This is a genomic window from Thioclava sp. 'Guangxiensis' (assembly GCF_045348365.1).
GTDB classification, from domain to species: Bacteria; Pseudomonadota; Alphaproteobacteria; order Rhodobacterales; family Rhodobacteraceae; genus Thioclava; species Thioclava kandeliae.
The window spans coordinates 236,666-253,480 of record NZ_CP155823.1; the positions used below are offsets into that span (position 1 = coordinate 236,666).

The following is a 16,815-nucleotide window of genomic DNA, read 5'->3' on the forward strand; positions in this document are numbered from 1 at the left end:
CTAGCTTTTGCATCGGTCCATCACAGGGGGGTGAGAAGGGCCGCTGCGTCCTGCGGTGCGGGCGGCCAGCGCCATGCCGCAAAAAACCATCGTAAGCCCCGCGAGGAAGATGCCCGACAGATGGTTTGACAGAAGGAGCACCGATGCCGCGATCCCGATCAGCGGCACGCCCAGCGTGAAATTCGACATCGCGAACGCCGAGATCCGGCGCCCATATTCGGCGGCGAGCACAAAGCAGAGCGAGGTGGCGACAGGGCCGATGAGGACCAGCATAGCAGCCAGTTCGCCGCTCCAGCGGATGCGGGAGGAAGGACCTTCGATCATGAGGGCCGCCCCGCCGAGGCACAGCGTGGCAAGTGCCATCTGCCATGGCGCGAGCGACAGGGCAGAGCCCTGCCATCTGTGGCGTTTCACATGCAAGATGACCACCGACCATGCGACGGCTCCGACCAGCAGGAAGCCCGCGCCCATAAAGGCACCGGGCTGGCTCCAGTCGGTCTCGAGTGGCGAGCAGACCAGCGCGATCCCGAAAAGCCCCAGTCCAAGTGCCAGCATCTGTTGGCGGTCGGGACGCTGGCCAAAGGCTGCCCAACCCAGAAGCAGGGTCCAGAGCGGGGTTGTATAGGCCAGAAGCACCGCATGGCTTGTGTCGGTGACCGTCATCGCGATCATGCCCAGACCGGTGAAGGTGGTCATCTGTAAGAGCCCCATGCTGAGCACGATCGGAAGATCGGCGCGTGCGGGCAGTTTCAGCCCGCCTTTCAGCGCGACGAAGGCAAACAGGCACAATGCCGCCGAGCCGAACCGGAACGCGGCCAGCCAGAGCGGCGGAATCTGCATCAGCGCGATCTGGGTGGCGGGCCAGCTGAGCCCCCATAAAAGCACCATCACCGACAGAACGGTGCCGGTGCGGGCCATCGGATGGGTGTGGAAAAACCGGGGAGCGGCGAGGGTAAGCATGCTGTGTCTCGAATGGATCTGTCTGCCCCCATTCTTGCGGAACCCGCGCGGTGAAATGCGTCTTTGTTTTCGGATTTTGCGATGCTATCGGTAAATCTGACCCAAATTGCGCCAGTGAGAGAAAAGTTGAACCGAAAACCCGCCGATCTGGACCAGGCCAGCCTGCGCATTCTAGATGCGCTGCAGCAAGATAGCGAACTCAGCAATGCCGAGCTGGCCGAGCGCGCCCATCTATCGGCCTCGCCCTGCTGGCGGCGGGTGGCGGAGATGCGCGAGAAAGGCGTGATCCGTGGCTCGGTGGCTCTGGTCGATCCGGTCAGCCTCGGGCTGATGGTCAATGTCTTCGTGCATGTGACGCTGGAGAAGCAGGAGAAGAAGACGCTGAAGACCTTCACCGATGCGATCCGCGACCGGCCCGAGATCATGGAGTGCTACCTGATGACCGGCTCGGAGGATTTCATGCTTCGGGTCGTGGTGGAGGATCTCTTCCGCTATCAGGATCTGGTGATGAATTTCCTCACCCAGATCCCCGGTGTCGCGAATATCCGGTCGAGCTTCGCGCTCGATCAGGTGAAATACACCACGGCCCTGCCAACCAGCCACCTCAGGGATTAATCGCCGCGCCGCAATGTCTCGTAGAAGAACCGCGTGACGCGGGCGATGATGTCCGGCTGATACCAGGGGCTGTCGCCATGCCCCGCACCTTCGACCAGAAAATAGCGTGCCGCGACCCCGTGCGATCCGAGCGCACGGTAGAGCTTGGCGCTCTGTTCGGGCGAGACCAGCCTGTCGGCGCTTCCATGCAGGATCAGGAAGGGCGGAGAATGGGGGCCGACATGACCGATGGGGCTGGCCGCGCGGGTCTTTTCGGGGGTGTCGTGCACGGTGGCACCGAGTGACGGGCCGAAAGCGGGGCCATTGACGATCAGCGCCTCCGTCACCGCGGGCGAGGCATGGCTTGCGGCCGCCTCTCGCGGCAGTCCGGCGCCGATATCCGACAGGTCCGAAATGCCGTAAAGCGTGACGGCAGCCTGCACGTCCGAGGGCTGGTCGAGATAGTCGCCGCGTTCATATTCCGCGCCGGTCACGGTCGCGGCCAGCTGCGCCATATAGCCGCCCGCACTGTCGCCCATCACGCCGATGCGGGAGGGATCGATCCCGAACGTCTCGGCATGGGCGCGCAGGAAGCGGATCGCGGCTTTCGCATCCTCGGCCTGAGCCGGAAAAACATCGGGCACAGTGCGGTATTCTGCCGCTGCCACCACGAAGCCAGCCTGCGCCAGCGCCGTACGCATCTGCAAATATTTGTCGTGATCGGCGCTGGTGAAGCCACCGCCCGGAAAATAGAGAATGGCGGGGCGGTTTCGGGCCTCAGCCTCGCGGATGACCGACATCCGCAACTGGCGGAAGCCTCTGGCATGTTTGATCTGCGCATAGTGTATGCCCGAAGTCATTTCGATCCTCGGGCTATCGCCTGCGACCTTGATCACTTCCGCGCCTCGGGTATATCCGTGCAGATCCATCCTGAACCCCTTCTTCATGTTCGGGAGAGTAGATAAGGGTGTGGGCGCGCACGGAAAGGACGTGCAGGTCACAAGCCGTTGAGAGAGGCTGCCCGAAGGATATGGCCCAGACGGATTGCGGCCTCCGACAGGGTGTCCTCATCGAAGCCGGCATAGCCCAGAAGCAATCCTGAAAGAGGATCAGGCAGCTGGCAATGCGTGGACAGCGCGCCGATTGCCAGGCCTTGGCCGGTGGCCTCGGCGCAGATCGCGCGGTCGGTTACGACCTTGGCCAATGCCGGTTTCAGGGGCACACATAGATGCATTCCACCCATATGGGGGGCCAGTTCTACAAGATCAGCCACCGGAGCCAGCGCGGCCAGAAGATGCGCCTGCCTACGGGCATAGACCCTGCGCATCCGCCGCAGATGGGCACCGAACTCGCCCGATTGCATCAGCCGTGCCAGCGCGGGTTGCGGCGTGAGCGAGGCCTGTGCGCCAAGACGGCCCAGATGGGCGCGGGCCTCGGGCACCCGCGCCTCCGGCAGGACCATATAGCCCAGCCGCATCTGCGCGTTGAGGAGTTTCGAGAAGCTACCCAGATAGACCACCCTCTTGCCATCCAGCCCCGCCAGCGTGGGCAGGGGCTGGCCCCGATAGCGGAACTCGCTGTCGTAATCATCCTCAATGACCAGCCCGCCGCTGCGCTGAGCCCAGTCCAGAAGGGCCATCCGGCGCGGCAGCCCGAGGCTGCGCCCCGTCGGGTAATGGCGCGAGGGGGTCACGATCACCGCGCGGGCCTGCGGCGGGATCAGGCGGCTGTCGAAGCCCTCGGCATCAATGCGGCAGGGCAGGGGGCGGCTGCCGGCGGCGATGAGCGCATGGCGCATCCGCGGCCAACCGGGGTCTTCTATGGCGGCGCAGGTTTCCTCGGGCAGGAGCCCGCAGAAGATGATCTCGAAAGCCTCGCGCGCGCCCGAGGTGATCACCACCTGTTCGGGGCGGCAGGCGAGCTGGCGCCATGCGCCCAGATGATCGGCAATCGCCGCGCGCAGGGGATACCAGCCGAACGGATCGGGCCGCGCCAGAAGGGCGGGCTCGGGGTTGCGCCAGGATTGGTCCAGATGGCGCGCCCATTGCGCATGGGGCATCAGCGACAGATCGGGGAGCGAGGTCTGGAAAGGAGGCCATGCACGGGGTGCGGGAGGCTGTAGCGGCGCGGGCACCTCGACGCGCGCCAGATGCGGCAGATCCTGCGCCACAAAGGTTCCCGCACCGCGCCGTGTCACCAGATAGCCTTCGGCCACCAGCTGGTCATAGACCATCTGCACCGTCATCCGCGAGACCGACAGCTCGGCCGCCAGCACACGGCTGGCAGGCAGCCTGAGCCCGCAATATTGCGCAGAGCCCAACACCTTGCGTCGCAGCCCGTCCATAAGCTGGCTCTGAAGCGTGTCGCGGGCGGCGGCATCAAGGCTCAGCCCGAACAGGTCGCGCTGCAAATTGGACTGGTGTGAATTGTCTGAATTGGTCATTTATCTATAACCAATAGGCGGCGAGAAGGACTGGTGCAAGTAGCAGATTGGACCGATACCATGTCAGAGACCCTCCCCGTCACCGACCGCACCCGCCTGCGGCGCAGCCATACCCGCGGGCATTTCGACCGCGAGACGGTCAATGCCATCCTCGATGCGCAGCCGATGTGTTCGGTGGGCTATGTGATCGACGGCAAGCCGTTTGTGACGCCCACGCTACAATGGCGCGAGGGCAACCATATCTATTGGCACGGCTCTGCGGCTTCGCGGGCGCTGAAAAATTCACGCGATATGGAGGTCTGTCTCAATGTGGCCATTCTGGACGGGTTCGTGATGGCGCGCTCGGGCATGCACCATTCGGTCAACTCGCGCTCGGTCACGCTTTATGGCCGCGCCTTCAAGGTCGAGGATGATGCCGAGAAACACCGCAAGCTGGGCAATTTCGTCAACAGCCTCTTCCCCGGACGCTATGACATCCTGCGCCCCGACCATGCGCAGGATCTGAAAGCCACCATGGTTCTGGGGATGGAGATTACCGAGGCCAGCGCCAAGATCCGCACCGGCGCTCCGGTCGACGAGGAGGCCGATTACGATCTGCCGATCTGGGCGGGTGTCATTCCGGTCCATATGCAGGTGGGCGCGCCGATCCCCGATCCGCGCAACTGCGAGGGCGTGGAACTGCCCGACCATGTCCGCGATTTTACCCTGTAAAACAAAGACACCCCCCTACATCCAAGGAGATGCAGGGGGGCTAAGGCACTAAAACGTAAGGGGCGTTTTAGCGACCGTTCTTCTCGCGCCAGACCTTGAAATCGGCCTGATGCTGATCCTTGGTGCAGGGATAGAGACCGATGATCGTCTCGCCCTCTTTCACACGCTCGACCACGAAATCCTCATAGGCGGTCATCTCGACGGCCTCATCGGCAATCTCGTCGGCGATATCTGCGGGGATCACGATGACGCAATCCGCATCACCCACGATGATGTCGCCCGGGAAGACCGGCGCATCGCCGCAGCCGATCGGCTCGTTGATGCCGATTGCCTCGTTATTGGTGAGGTTGGTCGGGCTCGAGGGGCGGGTGTGATAGGCCGCGATCTCGAGATCCGCGATCGTGGCCGCGTCACGGAAGCCGCCATCGGTGACTACGCCGACGCCACCGCGCATCATCAGGCGGGTGATCAGGATGTCACCGGCCGAGGCTGCAGCGGCCTGCTTGCGGCTGTCCATCACCAGAACCGATCCGGGAGGGCAGCTTTCGATGGCGACGCGCTGCGGGTGATCGGCGTTGCGGAAGCAGGTGATCGGGTTGCGGTCCTCGCGCGCGGGCATGTAGCGCAGGGTGAAGGCGGGCCCCACCATGTTCTTGCCCTTCCAGCCGACCGGATGCACGCCCTGGATGACCTGATTGCGCAGGCCGCGCTTGAAAAGCGCCGTGGCAAGGGTGGCCACCGAGACGCCCATCAGTTTCTCACGGGTTTCTTCTTTCATGATTGGGTTCCTTTCCGGAAGATGCTTAAAGCGGTTGGGCCGACCGTGTATTCACGTAGACGGCGTAGATCGAATGGCTCGAGGCCATGAACAGGCGGTTGCCGTATGTGCCGCCGAAACAGAGATTGGCGCAGCGTTCGGGCAGATGGATATGGCCGATGGGCTTGCCTGAGGGGTTGAAGACCATCACCCCGTCCTGTGCTTCCGAATTGCCACCCTCGCCTCCGGTGCTGCCCCAGCCGCACCACAGGTTTCCATCCTCGTCACAGGCGATGCCATCCAGCGCCCCTGCGGTGAGTGCGGTGATATGGAGCCGCTTGTTTGCAAGCGTTCCGTCCTGAAGGTCATAGGCCCAGACAAGACGATCCGGCTTGGCACGGCCCTCGACGATATAGACAACCGTGCCTCCCGGCGCGAAGGTGATGCCGTTGGGGCCCTGCAGATCGGAGAGTGCGAGGCTGAGGGAGCCGTCGGGCGCAATCCGGTAGACGCCGTGATGGGGTTGTTCCTGCTCGGCCTTCTCGCCCTCGTAGTAATTCGAGATCTGGAACGGCGGGTCGGTAAACCAGACACTGCCATCGGCGCTCACGGCCAGATCATTGGGCGAATTGAGTTTCTTGCCCTCGTAACTGTCTGCCAGAACAGTGATCGTGCCGTCATGCTCGGTGCGGGTCACGCGACGCATACCGCCTTCGCAGGTGATCAGCCGTCCTTCGAGATCGCGCGCATTGCCATTCGACCAGCCGGAAGGCTGACGGAATGTCGAGGCCTGCCCGGTGACCTCGTCCCAGCGGATCAGTCGGTTATTGGGAATATCGCTGACCAGAAGATAGCGCCCGTCAGCCACCCAGACGGGGCCTTCCATCCAGCCGAAGCCGGTCGCCAGACGTTCGACGGACGAATTGAAAATACGGTATTTGGAAAATTCGGGGTCGAGGATCTCGACTGCCGGATCCGGATAACGCAGCGACGGGCTCCAGTCGCCGGCAAATGCGCGGCTTGTCATCAGCGTTGCCGCAAGGCTCAGGCCTCCGGTCAGGGCCGTTCTACGGGTAGGGTGGGTCATCCTTGCTCCTCCTCAGGTTCGGATGATGGTGCGGGGCGGCGTGGCTCCTCCTCTACGCCGCCCCGCAAGAGATCTCAGAGGTCCAGATCTTCGGGCAGGACGCCCTCGGGGATGTTCTGGAAGCAGACAGGGCGCAGGAAGCGACGGATCGACATCGTGCCCACCGAGGTTGCGCCGAAATTGGTCGAGGCCGGATAGGGGCCGCCATGGACCATCGCATCGCAGACCTCGACGCCGGTCGGGAAGCCGTTCGCCATGACACGGCCCGCCTTGCGCTCGAGGATCGGCAGCAGACGGCGGCCAAGGGCGGCATCGCCCGCATCAAGCTGCATGGTCGCGGTCAGTTGCCCCTCGAAGCCGCGGGCAAGGCCCAGCATCTCCTCGGCGCTATCCACGCGCACCACCAGACCCAGCGGCCCGAAGACCTCTTCGCCAAGCGCGTGATCCTGCAGATAGGTCTCGGCATCGGTCTCGAAGAGAAGGGGCTTGGCTTCGCGGCCCGCATTCTCGTTCTCGACCAGCGGACGCACGGCATTGCGGCCCTCGAAGCGCGACTGGCCATCGCGATAGGCTTTGGCGATGCCTTCGGTCAGCATGATCTGCGGGCCGACTTCCTTCAGCGCCTTGACGGCAGCGGCGACAAACGCATCGCCATCAGCACCCTTTTCCACCACGGCAATACCGGGATTGGTGCAGAACTGGCCCGCGCCCATGGTGAGCGAGCCCGCCCAGCCGGTGCCGATCGCCTCGCCACGGGCTTTTGCGGCCTCGGGCAGGACGAACATCGGGTTGACCGAGCCCAGCTCGCCGAAGAAGGGGATCGGCTCGGGACGTTGGGCGCAGAGGTCGAAGAGCGCACGGCCCCCACCAAGCGAGCCGGTGAAGCCCACGGCCTTGATGTCGGGATGCTGCACCAGCGCCGAGCCCACCTGACGGTTGCCGCCCTGGATCAGGCTGAAGACGCCCTTGGGCAGGCCACATTTCTCGACGGCGGCTAGGATCGCCTCTGCGATGATCTCGCCGGTGCCCGGATGCGCCGAGTGGCCCTTGACCACGACGGGGCAGCCTGCGGCCAGTGCCGCGGCGGTATCCCCGCCTGCGGTCGAGAAGGCCAGCGGGAAGTTCGAGGCGCCGAACACGGCCACCGGACCGATCGGACGCTGGATCAGGCGCAGATCGGGGCGCGGCAGCGGCTGGCGGTCGGGCAGGGCCTTATCGTGGCGGATATCGAGATAGTCGCCCTTGCGGATATGCTCGGCAAACATCTTCAGCTGGCCAGTGGTCCGGCCCCGCTCGCCCTCGAGGCGGCCTGCGGGCAGGCCGGTTTCCTGCGTGCCGATCTCGGTGACCGCATCGCCGCGGGCATTGATCTCGTCGGCGATGGTGTCGAGGAACTTGGCGCGTTCCTCGCGGGTCAGATAGGCATAGGTCCAGAACGCCTCTTCGGCGGCTTTGCAGGCCTGACCGACCAGCTCGACGGTGCCGGTGCTGAACTCATGCGCGGGGCCGTGGGCCGGCTCGGAAGTAAAAGTGTTTTCGGTGGCGACCCACTCGCCCGCGATCAGGTGGCGGCCATGGGGTTTGAAGACTGCTTGTCCGTCCATTGGAATTCTCCTTTGGTGGCTAGAGTTAAAGAAGGCCGTTGGCGCTGAGGAAGCCACGCATCTTGGCCTGTTGTGTCTCGGTCAGGGGCCATGCGGAGGGCGCGCGGGTCGGGCCGCAATCGCGCCCCAGAGCCTGCAGCGCCGCCTTCACGCCCGTGACATTGGTCCCGTTCAGTTCTTCGGCACGGATGTCCTCGAAGGGCTTCATCTCGTTGATCAGCGCATTGGCCTTGGGGTAATCGCCTGCCTCCAAAGCGGCATGGATCGCCATCGAGCGCTCGGGCCAGATATTGATGAGCCCGGAGGTGAAGCCGCGGGCCCCGAGCGCATAGAGCGGCGGTGCCCAGACTTCGGCCAAACCGCAGACCCATGTGATCGACGGATCGCAGGCCTCGATGGCCGCAGCCATCTTCATCGGGTTGGGCGTGGCCCATTTCACACCCTTCACGCCCGGCAGGTCGCACAGCGCCTTGATGCCATCGGTGCCGATCGCATCATTGCGCAGATAGAGCATCAGGGGAAGCCCGCCCGAGGCCTCCGAAACCTGACGCACATAGTCCACCGTGCCGCGTGGCGAGACAAACGGGTCTGGCGGCTGGTGCACCATCAGCGCCGAGGCGCCTGCCTTGGCGGAGGCTTCGGCCAGACGGCAGGCATCCTTGATCCCGCGCCCCACGCCCGCCAGAAGCGGTGCGCGGTCGCCGATCAGCTGGGATACCTCGGCCACCATGGTGCAGGCCTCGTCGGTGGTCAGCGCGTAGAACTCGCCGGTATTGCCGTTGACGACCGGCATGTGCACACCTGCCTCCAGCGCCCGATCGAGTATCGGTTCAAGTTTGGCGGGCGCGATGTCGCCCTTGTCATCGTAGGGGGTCACGAGAATCCCCGAGATCCCGCCCAGAGCTTTGTCCAGATCGTGTTTCATGGGTGACTCCTCAGAAGATATCCGGCTCGGGCGCGGTGGCACCGAAATCGCGTTGCAGATAGTCGAAATCGCAGCCCTTATCGGCCTGGGTCACATGTTTGGAGAACATATAGCCATAACCGCGCTCGTAGCGGGGAGCGGGCGGGGTCCATTCGGCACGGCGGCGGGCGATCTCTTCCTCGTCCACCAGCATATCGAGGCGGCGGTTCTCCAGGTCCATCCGCACGATATCGCCGGTCTTCAGAAGCGCCAATGGACCGCCGACATAGGATTCGGGCGCCACATGCAGCACGCAGGCGCCATAGGAGGTGCCCGACATCCGCGCATCCGAGATCCGCAGCATATCGCGGTGGCCCTGTTTGATCAGCGCCTTGGGGATCGGCAGCATGCCCCATTCGGGGAAGCCCGGTCCGCCCAGAGGGCCTGCATTGCGCAGCACCATGACCGTGTCGGGGGTCACCTCGAGGTTCTCGTCATCGACGGCTTTCTTCATTTCGGGATAGCTGTCGAAGACCAGCGCCGGACCTTCATGGTGATAATATTTCGGATCGCAGGCCGCGGGCTTGATCACCGCACCATCCGGGCAGAGATTGCCGCGCAGGACGGCCAGCGAGCCTTCTTTGTAGACGGGGTTCGACAGCGGACGGATCACATCGTCATTATAGACCTGCGCGCCCTCGAGATTCTCGCCCATCGTCTTGCCGGTGACGGTCATGGCCGAGCAGTCGAGACGGTCCTCCATCTGTTTCATCAAGGCGCGCAGACCGCCGGCATAGAAGAAATCTTCCATCAGATAGTCCTTGCCCGAGGGGCGGACATTGGCGATGAGCGGCGTGTTGCGCCCCAGCGCATCCAGATCGTCGAGCGTCAGATCGACGCCCGCGCGGCGCGCCATCGCGATCAGGTGCACCACGGCATTGGTCGAGCAGCCGGTGGCCATTGCGATGATGGCTGCGTTGCGCACGGACCCTTCGGTGATGATCTGGTCGGGCGTCAGGTCTTCCCAGACCATGTCCACGATGCGGCGCCCACAATCGGCCCCCATGCGCTGGTGATTGGAATCGACCGCCGGAATGGACGAGGCGCCGGGCAGGGTGAGGCCCATCGCATCGGTGATCGCCGTCATGGTCGAGGCGGTGCCCATGGTCATGCAGGTCCCGGCCGAGCGCGCAATGCCACCCTGAATGCCGAGCCATTCCTGATCCGAGATATTGCCGGCGCGGCGCTCGTCCCAGTATTTCCATGCATCCGAACCGGAGCCCAGGATCTTGCCCGCGTAATTGCCGCGCAGCATGGGGCCGGCGGGCAGATAGATCATCGGCACACCTGCGGTGATGGCGCCCATCACGAGGCCGGGCGTGGTTTTATCGCAGCCGCCCATCAGCACGACGCCATCAAGCGGATGCGCGCGGATCTGCTCCTCGGTCTCGATAGCCAGAAGGTTGCGATAGAGCATCGAGGTCGGTTTGTTGAACGATTCGTCCACCGAGAGCGAGGGCATCTCGACGGGGAACCCGCCCGCCTGCAGCACGCCGCGTTTCACATCCACCACGCGTTCCTTGAAATGCGAGTGGCAGGAATTCAGCTCGGACCAGGTGTTCAGAATGCCGATGATGGGCTTGCCGCGAAACTCCTCCTCCGAGTAGCCCAGCTGCATCATCCGCGAACGGTGGCCAAAGCTGCGCAGATCGTCCGGCCCGAACCAGCGCGACGAACGTAGGTCATCCGGTGACTTCTTACGAGTCGACATGAGTATCCTCCAATCCTCCTATTTGAGGTTATGTATGCGCATACATTTGACGATGTCAATCAATTTGGGCGATAATTTATTCACAGATAGATTGCTGGATTCTGATGCTTGACAGGATGGGGGAAAATATGATGAAGCTATATGTATGCGTATACATACGCTCGAACCTGCCGCCTGAGGAGACCGGCAGGTCGCCCAACTGGAAAAGATCAAACCGGAGAGGGCCGCCATGACGCGGTCTGGGAGGATTATATGAAACTGACACGCAGACTGATGATCGGCGCGCTGAGCGCGACGGCCCTGCTGACCCAGCCGATCATCGCATCGGCGCAGAACCTGCCGAAGAATATCCGCATGGTGATCGGCTCGAAATCGACGGGCGGCGATACCTATCAGATCTCGGCGATGGTCGCGGATGCCCTGTCAGAAAAGCTGGGTGTGAACGTCAAGGTTGACGCCGTGGGCGCAACGGCGGCCTTCAAGGCGCTGGAGCGCGACAAGCGTGGCACCACCATCATGATGTTCCACGACTTCGCCTATCTGGGAGAGCTTTATAAAGGTCAGGGGTTCGTCAATCCCTTCACCCACTTCGCTATCGGCCCGACCGTGGCGATCAACCCCGCCAACGCCTATCTCGTGGCGAAGAATTCGCCCTATCAGAGCATGGATGATATCCTGAAAGCGGCCGTCGATGGCACCCGTATCCGTGTGGCGATCCAGCCGGGTGGTGTATCCGAGCTGGGCTTCTCGGCTATGAAGAACGCAGCCAATGTGATGAAGGCGGGCGCGGGCGATAATATCGTCGCGGTCAACACGGGTTCGCAGTCGGACAAGAATCAGGCAATGTGGGATGGTCTTGCGGATGTGATCAATGGCTCGATCCAGTCGAACGAGCAGTTCACCCAGCTGCCCGCCGATGACCAGAAAGCCATGCGCTTCATCTGGCTGACCTCCGCGCCCGACACGCTGGCGCAGGCGCCCGAAGAAGGGATGGGCAAGCTGACCCGTGACGACATGCTCAAATATGCCTCGCCCCAGACGCATGTGCCGCTCAACGAGAACGAGGACTTCATCTTCGACAAGGAGTTCTTCTTCATTTACAACAAAGACACCGATCCGGCGATGATCGATGCCATCGATGCGGCGCTCAAGGAGATCTACGACGAGGGCGAGCTGCAGAAGAAAGAAACCGAAGCCTTCTTCATCCCCGATTTCAAGCCCTCCGCGCAAGCGCGTGAAGAGCTCGAGAAGAAGCGCGAGCTTTACGGTAAAGTCATCAACGACATCTCGAACTGAGCCTTTCCGTGCTGCATCGACCGGATCCTTCATGGAGGGGTCCGGTTCCTTTCGTGTCGCTTGGGCACTGGTCGCGCAGGCGACAGGCTATCGGGATTAGGAGGTTCTCATGGGCGACCTGACACATGTCAAAATCAACTTCGAAACATCGCATCTGATCTTTCCGACGCTCATCGGGATCATTCTCGGCCTTCTGGGGCTGGCGATCGTGATCCGTGATCACAAGGCCATTCTGGCGTCGGGAACCTACTGGCGCCGGATCGCCTGCTCGATGGACAAGTTCCGCTTTTTGGGCACGATTGTCCTGACGGTGATCTATTTTTCGACCATGGTTCCGGTGGGAAATCTGTGGCCGAATACGGGGCTTGGCTTCCTGCTCTGTTCGATCCCCTATGTCGCGCTTACCGGTCTGTTGTTCATGCATGACCGTTCGCTGCGCCCCATGATCCCCGTGCTGATCGTGGCCGTGCTGGCCCCGACCATCGTCTGGTGGCTTTTCACCAATCTCTTCTTCCTGACGCTGCCCTGAGTTCTGGAGGCATAAATGTCGGATATATTCCAGTTTCTTACCCCGCTCTTCGTCCTGCTGATCTTGGGCGGCGTGTTTGTGGGGATCATCTTCGGGTCCATCCCCGGTATGACGGCAACCATGGCGGTGGCCGTCTGCCTGCCGATCACCTATTCGCTCGGCCTCAATAACGGTATGGCGCTCCTTCTGGGGCTCTATGTGGGGGGTATTTCGGGCGGTCTGGTGCCTGCCATCCTACTTGGCATCCCCGGCACACCTTCCTCGATTACGACAACGCTCGACGGTTATCCGATGGCCCAGCAGGGACATGCGGAAAAAGCGCTGAAGATCGGGATCTGCGCTTCGCTGGTGGGCGGTCTCGTCTCTCTTGTGATCCTCAACTTCTTCGCCCCGACACTTGCGAATTTCGCGATTAAATTCTCCTATGTCGAGAAGTTCCTGATCATCTTCTTCGCGCTGACCGTGATGGCCGCGCTCAGCTCGGATATGCTGATGGGCATTTTCTCGGGCGTTCTGGGCATCTTCATCTCGTTGATCGGCACCTATGACGTGACCAATGGTGGCAATGGCCACTGGCGCCTGATCCCGCCGGGCACAGAATACTGGCTTCAGGACGGTTTCTCGCTCCTGCCCGTGCTGATCGGGCTGTTCGGTCTGGCAGCGATCCTCGAGGAGGCGCAGATCGGTGTGCCGCCGGGCCTCAAGGGCAGCAATGTCGATGTAGGCAAGCGCGAGCGGTTCTCGCTCAAGGTGTTCAATGGTCAGTGGGTCAATCTGATCCGGTCGGGATGTATCGGGACTTTCGTTGGCATTCTTCCCGGTGTCGGCGGATCTGCGGCCTCGATCCTGAGTTATTCCAACGCCAAGACCTTCTCGAAGCATCCAGAGCGTTTCGGCAAGGGCGAGCCTGCGGGCGTGATCGCTTCCGAATCGGGTAATAACGGCCTCACCGGCGGGGCTCTGGTGCCGCTCCTGTCGCTCGGGATCCCCGGTGACAGCACGACCGCGCTGCTGATCGGTGCCTTCACGCTTCAGGGCATTCAGGTCGGGCCGCTCTTTATCGGCAACAACCCCCAGACATGGGATGCGATCATCTGGGCAATGCTCATTGCCAATATCGCGATGTTCGTGATGATGTATTTCGCGATCCGCTATTTCGCAAAAGTCGTGATGATCCCGAAACATATCCTGTTCCCGATCATCCTGATGATGTGCGTGGTGGGCGCCTATACCATCAATTACGGCATCATGTTCGACGTCTGGACGCTGCTGATCTTCGGCATCTTCGGCTGGCTGATGTCCCGGCTCAAACTGGAGGTGGCTCCGTTCATCATCGGCTTCATCCTCGGTCCGTCGGCAGAGGTCTATTTCGTCAAGACGCTCGAGAGCTTTGGCGATGTGACGATCTTCTTCACCAAAAGCCCGATTGCGGTTGTGCTCTGGTTGATGATTATCGGCTCGATTGCAGGCTCGGTGTGGCTCAACCGCTCCGCATCCAAGAAGAAAGCCGAACTCGAGAACAAGGATCACTGATCCCCATTGCAGCGCTCTTCTCCGCGTAGGAATATAGCCGGTATGGATAAAGAGCCTGACACAGTAAAAAAGCGCGCCGCGGGTCGGAAATCCGGGGCGCGCGTGACCATGACCACGATCGGCAAGCTGGCGGGGGTCTCGCAAGTGACCGTGTCGCGTGCACTCTCGGACCCGTCGAAAGTGTCGCCCGAGACGATGGCACGCATCCGCGAGGCGATCGAGATGACGGGCTTTGTGCCCAATGCCGTCGCTGGTGCGCTGGCCTCGCAAAAATCGCATCTGATCTCGGCCATCGTGCCCTCGATCACCAATGTCGTGCATGCCGCGATGGTGCAGGGTTTCAGCCAGATCATGCGCGAACAGGGATACGAGATCCTTCTGTCCGAGACCGGTTTCTCGGCTCAGGACGAGGAGAAGCTGGTGGCCACCCACCTTTCGCGCCGTCCCGATGCTATCTATCTGACCGGCATACATCATACCCCCCAGACCCGCAAAATGCTCCTGAGCGCCGATATTCCGGTGGTGGAGGTCTGGGATCTGACCGATACGCCGATCGATCTCTGCGTGGGCTTCAGCCATAGCGAGGCCGGACGGGCTATGGCCGAATTCGCGGTGCAGGAAGGCTATGACAGGGTCGCGACGGTCTCTGCCAATGACGAGCGCGCCCAACGCCGTCGCGCGGCCTTTTCCAAGCGCTATGCCGAGTTGACCGGACAGGACGTGCCCTCGGTCACATGGGCCGCCACCGCATCCTTGGCCGGCGGGCGGGATTCCCTGCGCAGGCTGATCGACGAGCATGGCTTCGAAGGCGGGCTCATCGCCTGTTCGTCTGACATGCTGGCGCATGGGGTTATGATCGAGGCACGCAAGCGTGGATTGAAAGTTCCCGAGGATCTGGCTGTGATGGGCTTTGGCGATCAGGATTTCGCAGAACATCTCGTGCCTTCACTTACGACAGTGCGTGTGGATCGGCCTGCATTGGGGCGGGTCGCTGCGGATGCGCTTCTGGCGCGGCTACGCGACGAGGAGGTCGCTGCGCCCTGTAACGATCTGGGATTCCGGATCGTGCGGCGTGAAAGTGCCTGAGCCCGGCTGTCTGGCGCCCGCCATATCGGCCGGAACTGCGGTCACTGCCGAAATCCCTTGCCGCTGGGCAGGCCGCATTGTAGCGATCGAACATGCAGATCGATATTGATATTGACGATTCCCGCTGGGCGGACCTGGAGCTTGAGGCGCTGTGCGAGACGGCAGGGGCGCTGGTCTGCGAGGCATTGGGACTGGAGGCCGATCTGTGCGAGCTGTCGGTGTTGGGCTGTGATGATGCGCGGATCCGGGAACTGAACGCCGAATTCCGCGAGAAGGACAAGGCCACCAACGTGCTCAGCTGGCCTGCCGAGGAGCGTGGCGCGGAGGAAGATGGCGAGGTGCCCGCGCTGCCCGAGCCCGATATGTTCGGGGCGATCACGCTTGGCGATCTGGCCCTTGCCTACGAAACCTGCATCCGCGAGGCCACAGAACAGCAAAAATCCGCCAAGGATCATATTCTCCATTTAATTATTCACGGGATCTTGCATCTTTTGGGCTACGATCACGTGAGGGACGGCGATGCAGGCTTGATGGAGGCGTTGGAAATCCGCATCCTTGAAAAGCAGGGTATCGCGAACCCATATGACTATTGAGGCCGCCTTGCGCGGTGTAACGCTGGAAAGGACAAATGGGACAGGCTGCTGACGGAGCTCTCTCCGCCGAGAGCCCGGCTTCCGAAGAGGAAGCGGGAGACAATTCCGAACCCCGATCGCGGGGATTTCTTGGACGCTTATTCGGGACCAATGGCGGGGTGGAAGACCCGGCCAACGAAGACCCCGAGCCGAGCTCGCCGAACGCCCCACCGGGCTTGGGCAATCTCCGCCGCATGCGAGTGGGCGAGATTTCCATTCCGAAGGTGGAAATCGTGGCGGTTCCGGACGATATCTCGCCCGCTGAACTGGTCGATGTCTTCCGTGAACACGGATATTCCCGTTTGCCGGTTTTCCACGAGACTCTGGATCAGCCGCTCGGCCTGATCCACCTCAAGGATCTTGCGCTACAATACGGGTTCAACGACCACAAGCCGGACCAGCTCGTGATGCAGGATCTCATGCGTCCGCTGCTTTATGTGCCGCCATCGATGCCGATCGGCGTGCTCTTGCAGAAGATGCAGGTGCAGCGCATCCACATGGCTCTCGTCATTGATGAATATGGCGGGGTCGATGGTCTTCTGACGTTGGAAGACCTCATCGAGCAGGTCATCGGCGAGATCGAGGACGAGCATGACGAGGTCGAGGGTGGTCTTTGGCGGCAGGAAAAGCCCGGCCAGTGGGTCGTGCTGGCCCGTGCACCGCTGAGCGATTTCGAAGCCGAGATCGGGCACATGCTCGCAGATCCCGAAGAGGAACACGAGATCGACTCTGTGGGGGGGGTGGTCTTTATGCAGATCGGACGTGTCCCCGCGCGCGGCGAGGTGATCGTGGCCGAGAACGGGATCGAATTCGAGGTGCTCGATGCCGATCCTCGGCGGATCAAACGTCTGCGAGTACGCTTGCCCGGGGTCGCTCCGGCAGAGTAAGACTACGTTAAGAGCGTCAGG

At 62.1% G+C, this 16,815-nt stretch carries 16 protein-coding genes; 8 read left to right on the top strand and 8 right to left on the bottom strand.

All coding sequences use genetic code 11. The features are described 5' to 3' along the window. Entirely contained in the window at positions 1–960 is a 960-nt protein-coding gene (locus ABEB22_RS14610) for a DMT family transporter (RefSeq protein ID WP_349295711.1), read from the bottom strand. A gap of 126 nt (positions 961–1,086) precedes the next feature. Here ABEB22_RS14610 and ABEB22_RS14615 point away from each other — a divergent pair, with 126 nt between their 5' ends. Further along, positions 1,087–1,575, top strand: coding sequence for an Lrp/AsnC family transcriptional regulator (locus ABEB22_RS14615; RefSeq protein ID WP_339114981.1), 489 nt, complete (start codon positions 1,087–1,089; stop codon positions 1,573–1,575). On the opposite strand, the gene ABEB22_RS14620 is transcribed toward ABEB22_RS14615, so the two are convergent. Next, on the bottom strand, positions 1,572–2,483 hold the full coding sequence (locus ABEB22_RS14620) for an alpha/beta hydrolase (protein WP_349295712.1): 912 nt from the start codon (positions 2,481–2,483) through the stop codon (positions 1,572–1,574). The genes ABEB22_RS14615 and ABEB22_RS14620 overlap by 4 nt on opposite strands. Positions 2,484–2,551: 68 nt before the next feature. After that, positions 2,552–3,997, bottom strand: coding sequence for a PLP-dependent aminotransferase family protein (locus tag ABEB22_RS14625; RefSeq protein ID WP_349295713.1), 1,446 nt, complete (start codon positions 3,995–3,997; stop codon positions 2,552–2,554). A gap of 60 nt (positions 3,998–4,057) precedes the next feature. Here ABEB22_RS14625 and ABEB22_RS14630 point away from each other — a divergent pair, with 60 nt between their 5' ends. Further along, positions 4,058–4,708, top strand: a complete 651-nt coding sequence (locus ABEB22_RS14630) for a pyridoxamine 5'-phosphate oxidase family protein (RefSeq protein WP_349295714.1) — start codon at positions 4,058–4,060, stop codon at positions 4,706–4,708. A gap of 67 nt (positions 4,709–4,775) precedes the next feature. Here ABEB22_RS14630 and ABEB22_RS14635 read toward each other — a convergent pair whose 3' ends face one another. The 5 genes from ABEB22_RS14635 to araD form a co-directional block, all read right to left on the bottom strand. Beyond that, the gene (locus ABEB22_RS14635; RefSeq protein ID WP_339114985.1) at positions 4,776–5,486 is read right to left on the bottom strand and encodes a ribonuclease activity regulator RraA; all 711 of its coding nucleotides are present in this window, start codon (positions 5,484–5,486) and stop codon (positions 4,776–4,778) included. A 25-nt stretch (positions 5,487–5,511) separates the two neighbouring features. Then, complete coding sequence (locus ABEB22_RS14640; RefSeq protein WP_349295715.1) at positions 5,512–6,552, bottom strand: SMP-30/gluconolactonase/LRE family protein; 1,041 nt, start codon at positions 6,550–6,552, stop codon at positions 5,512–5,514. A gap of 74 nt (positions 6,553–6,626) precedes the next feature. Further along, positions 6,627–8,156, bottom strand: a complete 1,530-nt coding sequence (locus ABEB22_RS14645; protein WP_349295716.1) for an aldehyde dehydrogenase (NADP(+)) — start codon at positions 8,154–8,156, stop codon at positions 6,627–6,629. Positions 8,157–8,181: 25 nt separating this feature from the next. Next, the gene (locus ABEB22_RS14650) at positions 8,182–9,081 is read right to left on the bottom strand and encodes a dihydrodipicolinate synthase family protein (RefSeq protein WP_349295717.1); all 900 of its coding nucleotides are present in this window, start codon (positions 9,079–9,081) and stop codon (positions 8,182–8,184) included. Between the two features lie 10 nt (positions 9,082–9,091). Continuing rightward, positions 9,092–10,831: an L-arabinonate dehydratase gene (araD, locus tag ABEB22_RS14655; protein WP_339114989.1), complete on the bottom strand. Its 1,740-nt coding sequence runs from the start codon at positions 10,829–10,831 to the stop codon at positions 9,092–9,094. A 252-nt stretch (positions 10,832–11,083) separates the two neighbouring features. Between araD and ABEB22_RS14660 the strand changes: the two genes are divergently transcribed. From ABEB22_RS14660 to ABEB22_RS14685, 6 genes are all read left to right on the top strand, one after another. Next, a complete protein-coding gene (locus ABEB22_RS14660) occupies positions 11,084–12,127 on the top strand; it encodes a hypothetical protein (protein WP_339114990.1) in 1,044 nt (347 codons plus the stop codon). Positions 12,128–12,236: 109 nt separating this feature from the next. After that, positions 12,237–12,656: a tripartite tricarboxylate transporter TctB family protein gene (locus ABEB22_RS14665; RefSeq protein WP_339114991.1), complete on the top strand. Its 420-nt coding sequence runs from the start codon at positions 12,237–12,239 to the stop codon at positions 12,654–12,656. Positions 12,657–12,671: 15 nt separating this feature from the next. After that, positions 12,672–14,189, top strand: a complete 1,518-nt coding sequence (locus tag ABEB22_RS14670; protein WP_349295718.1) for a tripartite tricarboxylate transporter permease — start codon at positions 12,672–12,674, stop codon at positions 14,187–14,189. A gap of 42 nt (positions 14,190–14,231) precedes the next feature. Further along, complete coding sequence (locus ABEB22_RS14675; protein WP_339114993.1) at positions 14,232–15,275, top strand: LacI family DNA-binding transcriptional regulator; 1,044 nt, start codon at positions 14,232–14,234, stop codon at positions 15,273–15,275. A gap of 92 nt (positions 15,276–15,367) precedes the next feature. Next, complete coding sequence (gene ybeY, locus ABEB22_RS14680; protein WP_349295719.1) at positions 15,368–15,868, top strand: rRNA maturation RNase YbeY; 501 nt, start codon at positions 15,368–15,370, stop codon at positions 15,866–15,868. Between the two features lie 35 nt (positions 15,869–15,903). After that, positions 15,904–16,794: a hemolysin family protein gene (locus ABEB22_RS14685; RefSeq protein WP_339114995.1), complete on the top strand. Its 891-nt coding sequence runs from the start codon at positions 15,904–15,906 to the stop codon at positions 16,792–16,794. Positions 16,795–16,815 lie beyond the last annotated feature (21 nt).

Bases quoted from the DNA above. Each gene is read 5' to 3' on its own strand.
- ABEB22_RS14640 (WP_349295715.1), bottom strand. From the start codon at position 6,552: ATGACCCACCCTACCCGTAGAACGGCCCTGACCGGAGGCCTGAGCCTT.
- ABEB22_RS14650 (WP_349295717.1), bottom strand. From the start codon at position 9,081: ATGAAACACGATCTGGACAAAGCTCTGGGCGGGATCTCGGGGATTCTC.
- ybeY (WP_349295719.1), top strand. From the start codon at position 15,368: ATGCAGATCGATATTGATATTGACGATTCCCGCTGGGCGGACCTGGAG.
- ABEB22_RS14645 (WP_349295716.1), bottom strand. From the start codon at position 8,156: ATGGACGGACAAGCAGTCTTCAAACCCCATGGCCGCCACCTGATCGCG.
- ABEB22_RS14635 (WP_339114985.1), bottom strand. From the start codon at position 5,486: ATGAAAGAAGAAACCCGTGAGAAACTGATGGGCGTCTCGGTGGCCACC.
- ABEB22_RS14660 (WP_339114990.1), top strand. From the start codon at position 11,084: ATGAAACTGACACGCAGACTGATGATCGGCGCGCTGAGCGCGACGGCC.
- ABEB22_RS14675 (WP_339114993.1), top strand. From the start codon at position 14,232: ATGGATAAAGAGCCTGACACAGTAAAAAAGCGCGCCGCGGGTCGGAAA.
- ABEB22_RS14620 (WP_349295712.1), bottom strand. From the start codon at position 2,483: ATGGATCTGCACGGATATACCCGAGGCGCGGAAGTGATCAAGGTCGCA.
- ABEB22_RS14610 (WP_349295711.1), bottom strand. From the start codon at position 960: ATGCTTACCCTCGCCGCTCCCCGGTTTTTCCACACCCATCCGATGGCC.
- araD (WP_339114989.1), bottom strand. From the start codon at position 10,831: ATGTCGACTCGTAAGAAGTCACCGGATGACCTACGTTCGTCGCGCTGG.
- ABEB22_RS14630 (WP_349295714.1), top strand. From the start codon at position 4,058: ATGTCAGAGACCCTCCCCGTCACCGACCGCACCCGCCTGCGGCGCAGC.
- ABEB22_RS14665 (WP_339114991.1), top strand. From the start codon at position 12,237: ATGGGCGACCTGACACATGTCAAAATCAACTTCGAAACATCGCATCTG.
- ABEB22_RS14670 (WP_349295718.1), top strand. From the start codon at position 12,672: ATGTCGGATATATTCCAGTTTCTTACCCCGCTCTTCGTCCTGCTGATC.
- ABEB22_RS14685 (WP_339114995.1), top strand. From the start codon at position 15,904: ATGGGACAGGCTGCTGACGGAGCTCTCTCCGCCGAGAGCCCGGCTTCC.
- ABEB22_RS14625 (WP_349295713.1), bottom strand. From the start codon at position 3,997: ATGACCAATTCAGACAATTCACACCAGTCCAATTTGCAGCGCGACCTG.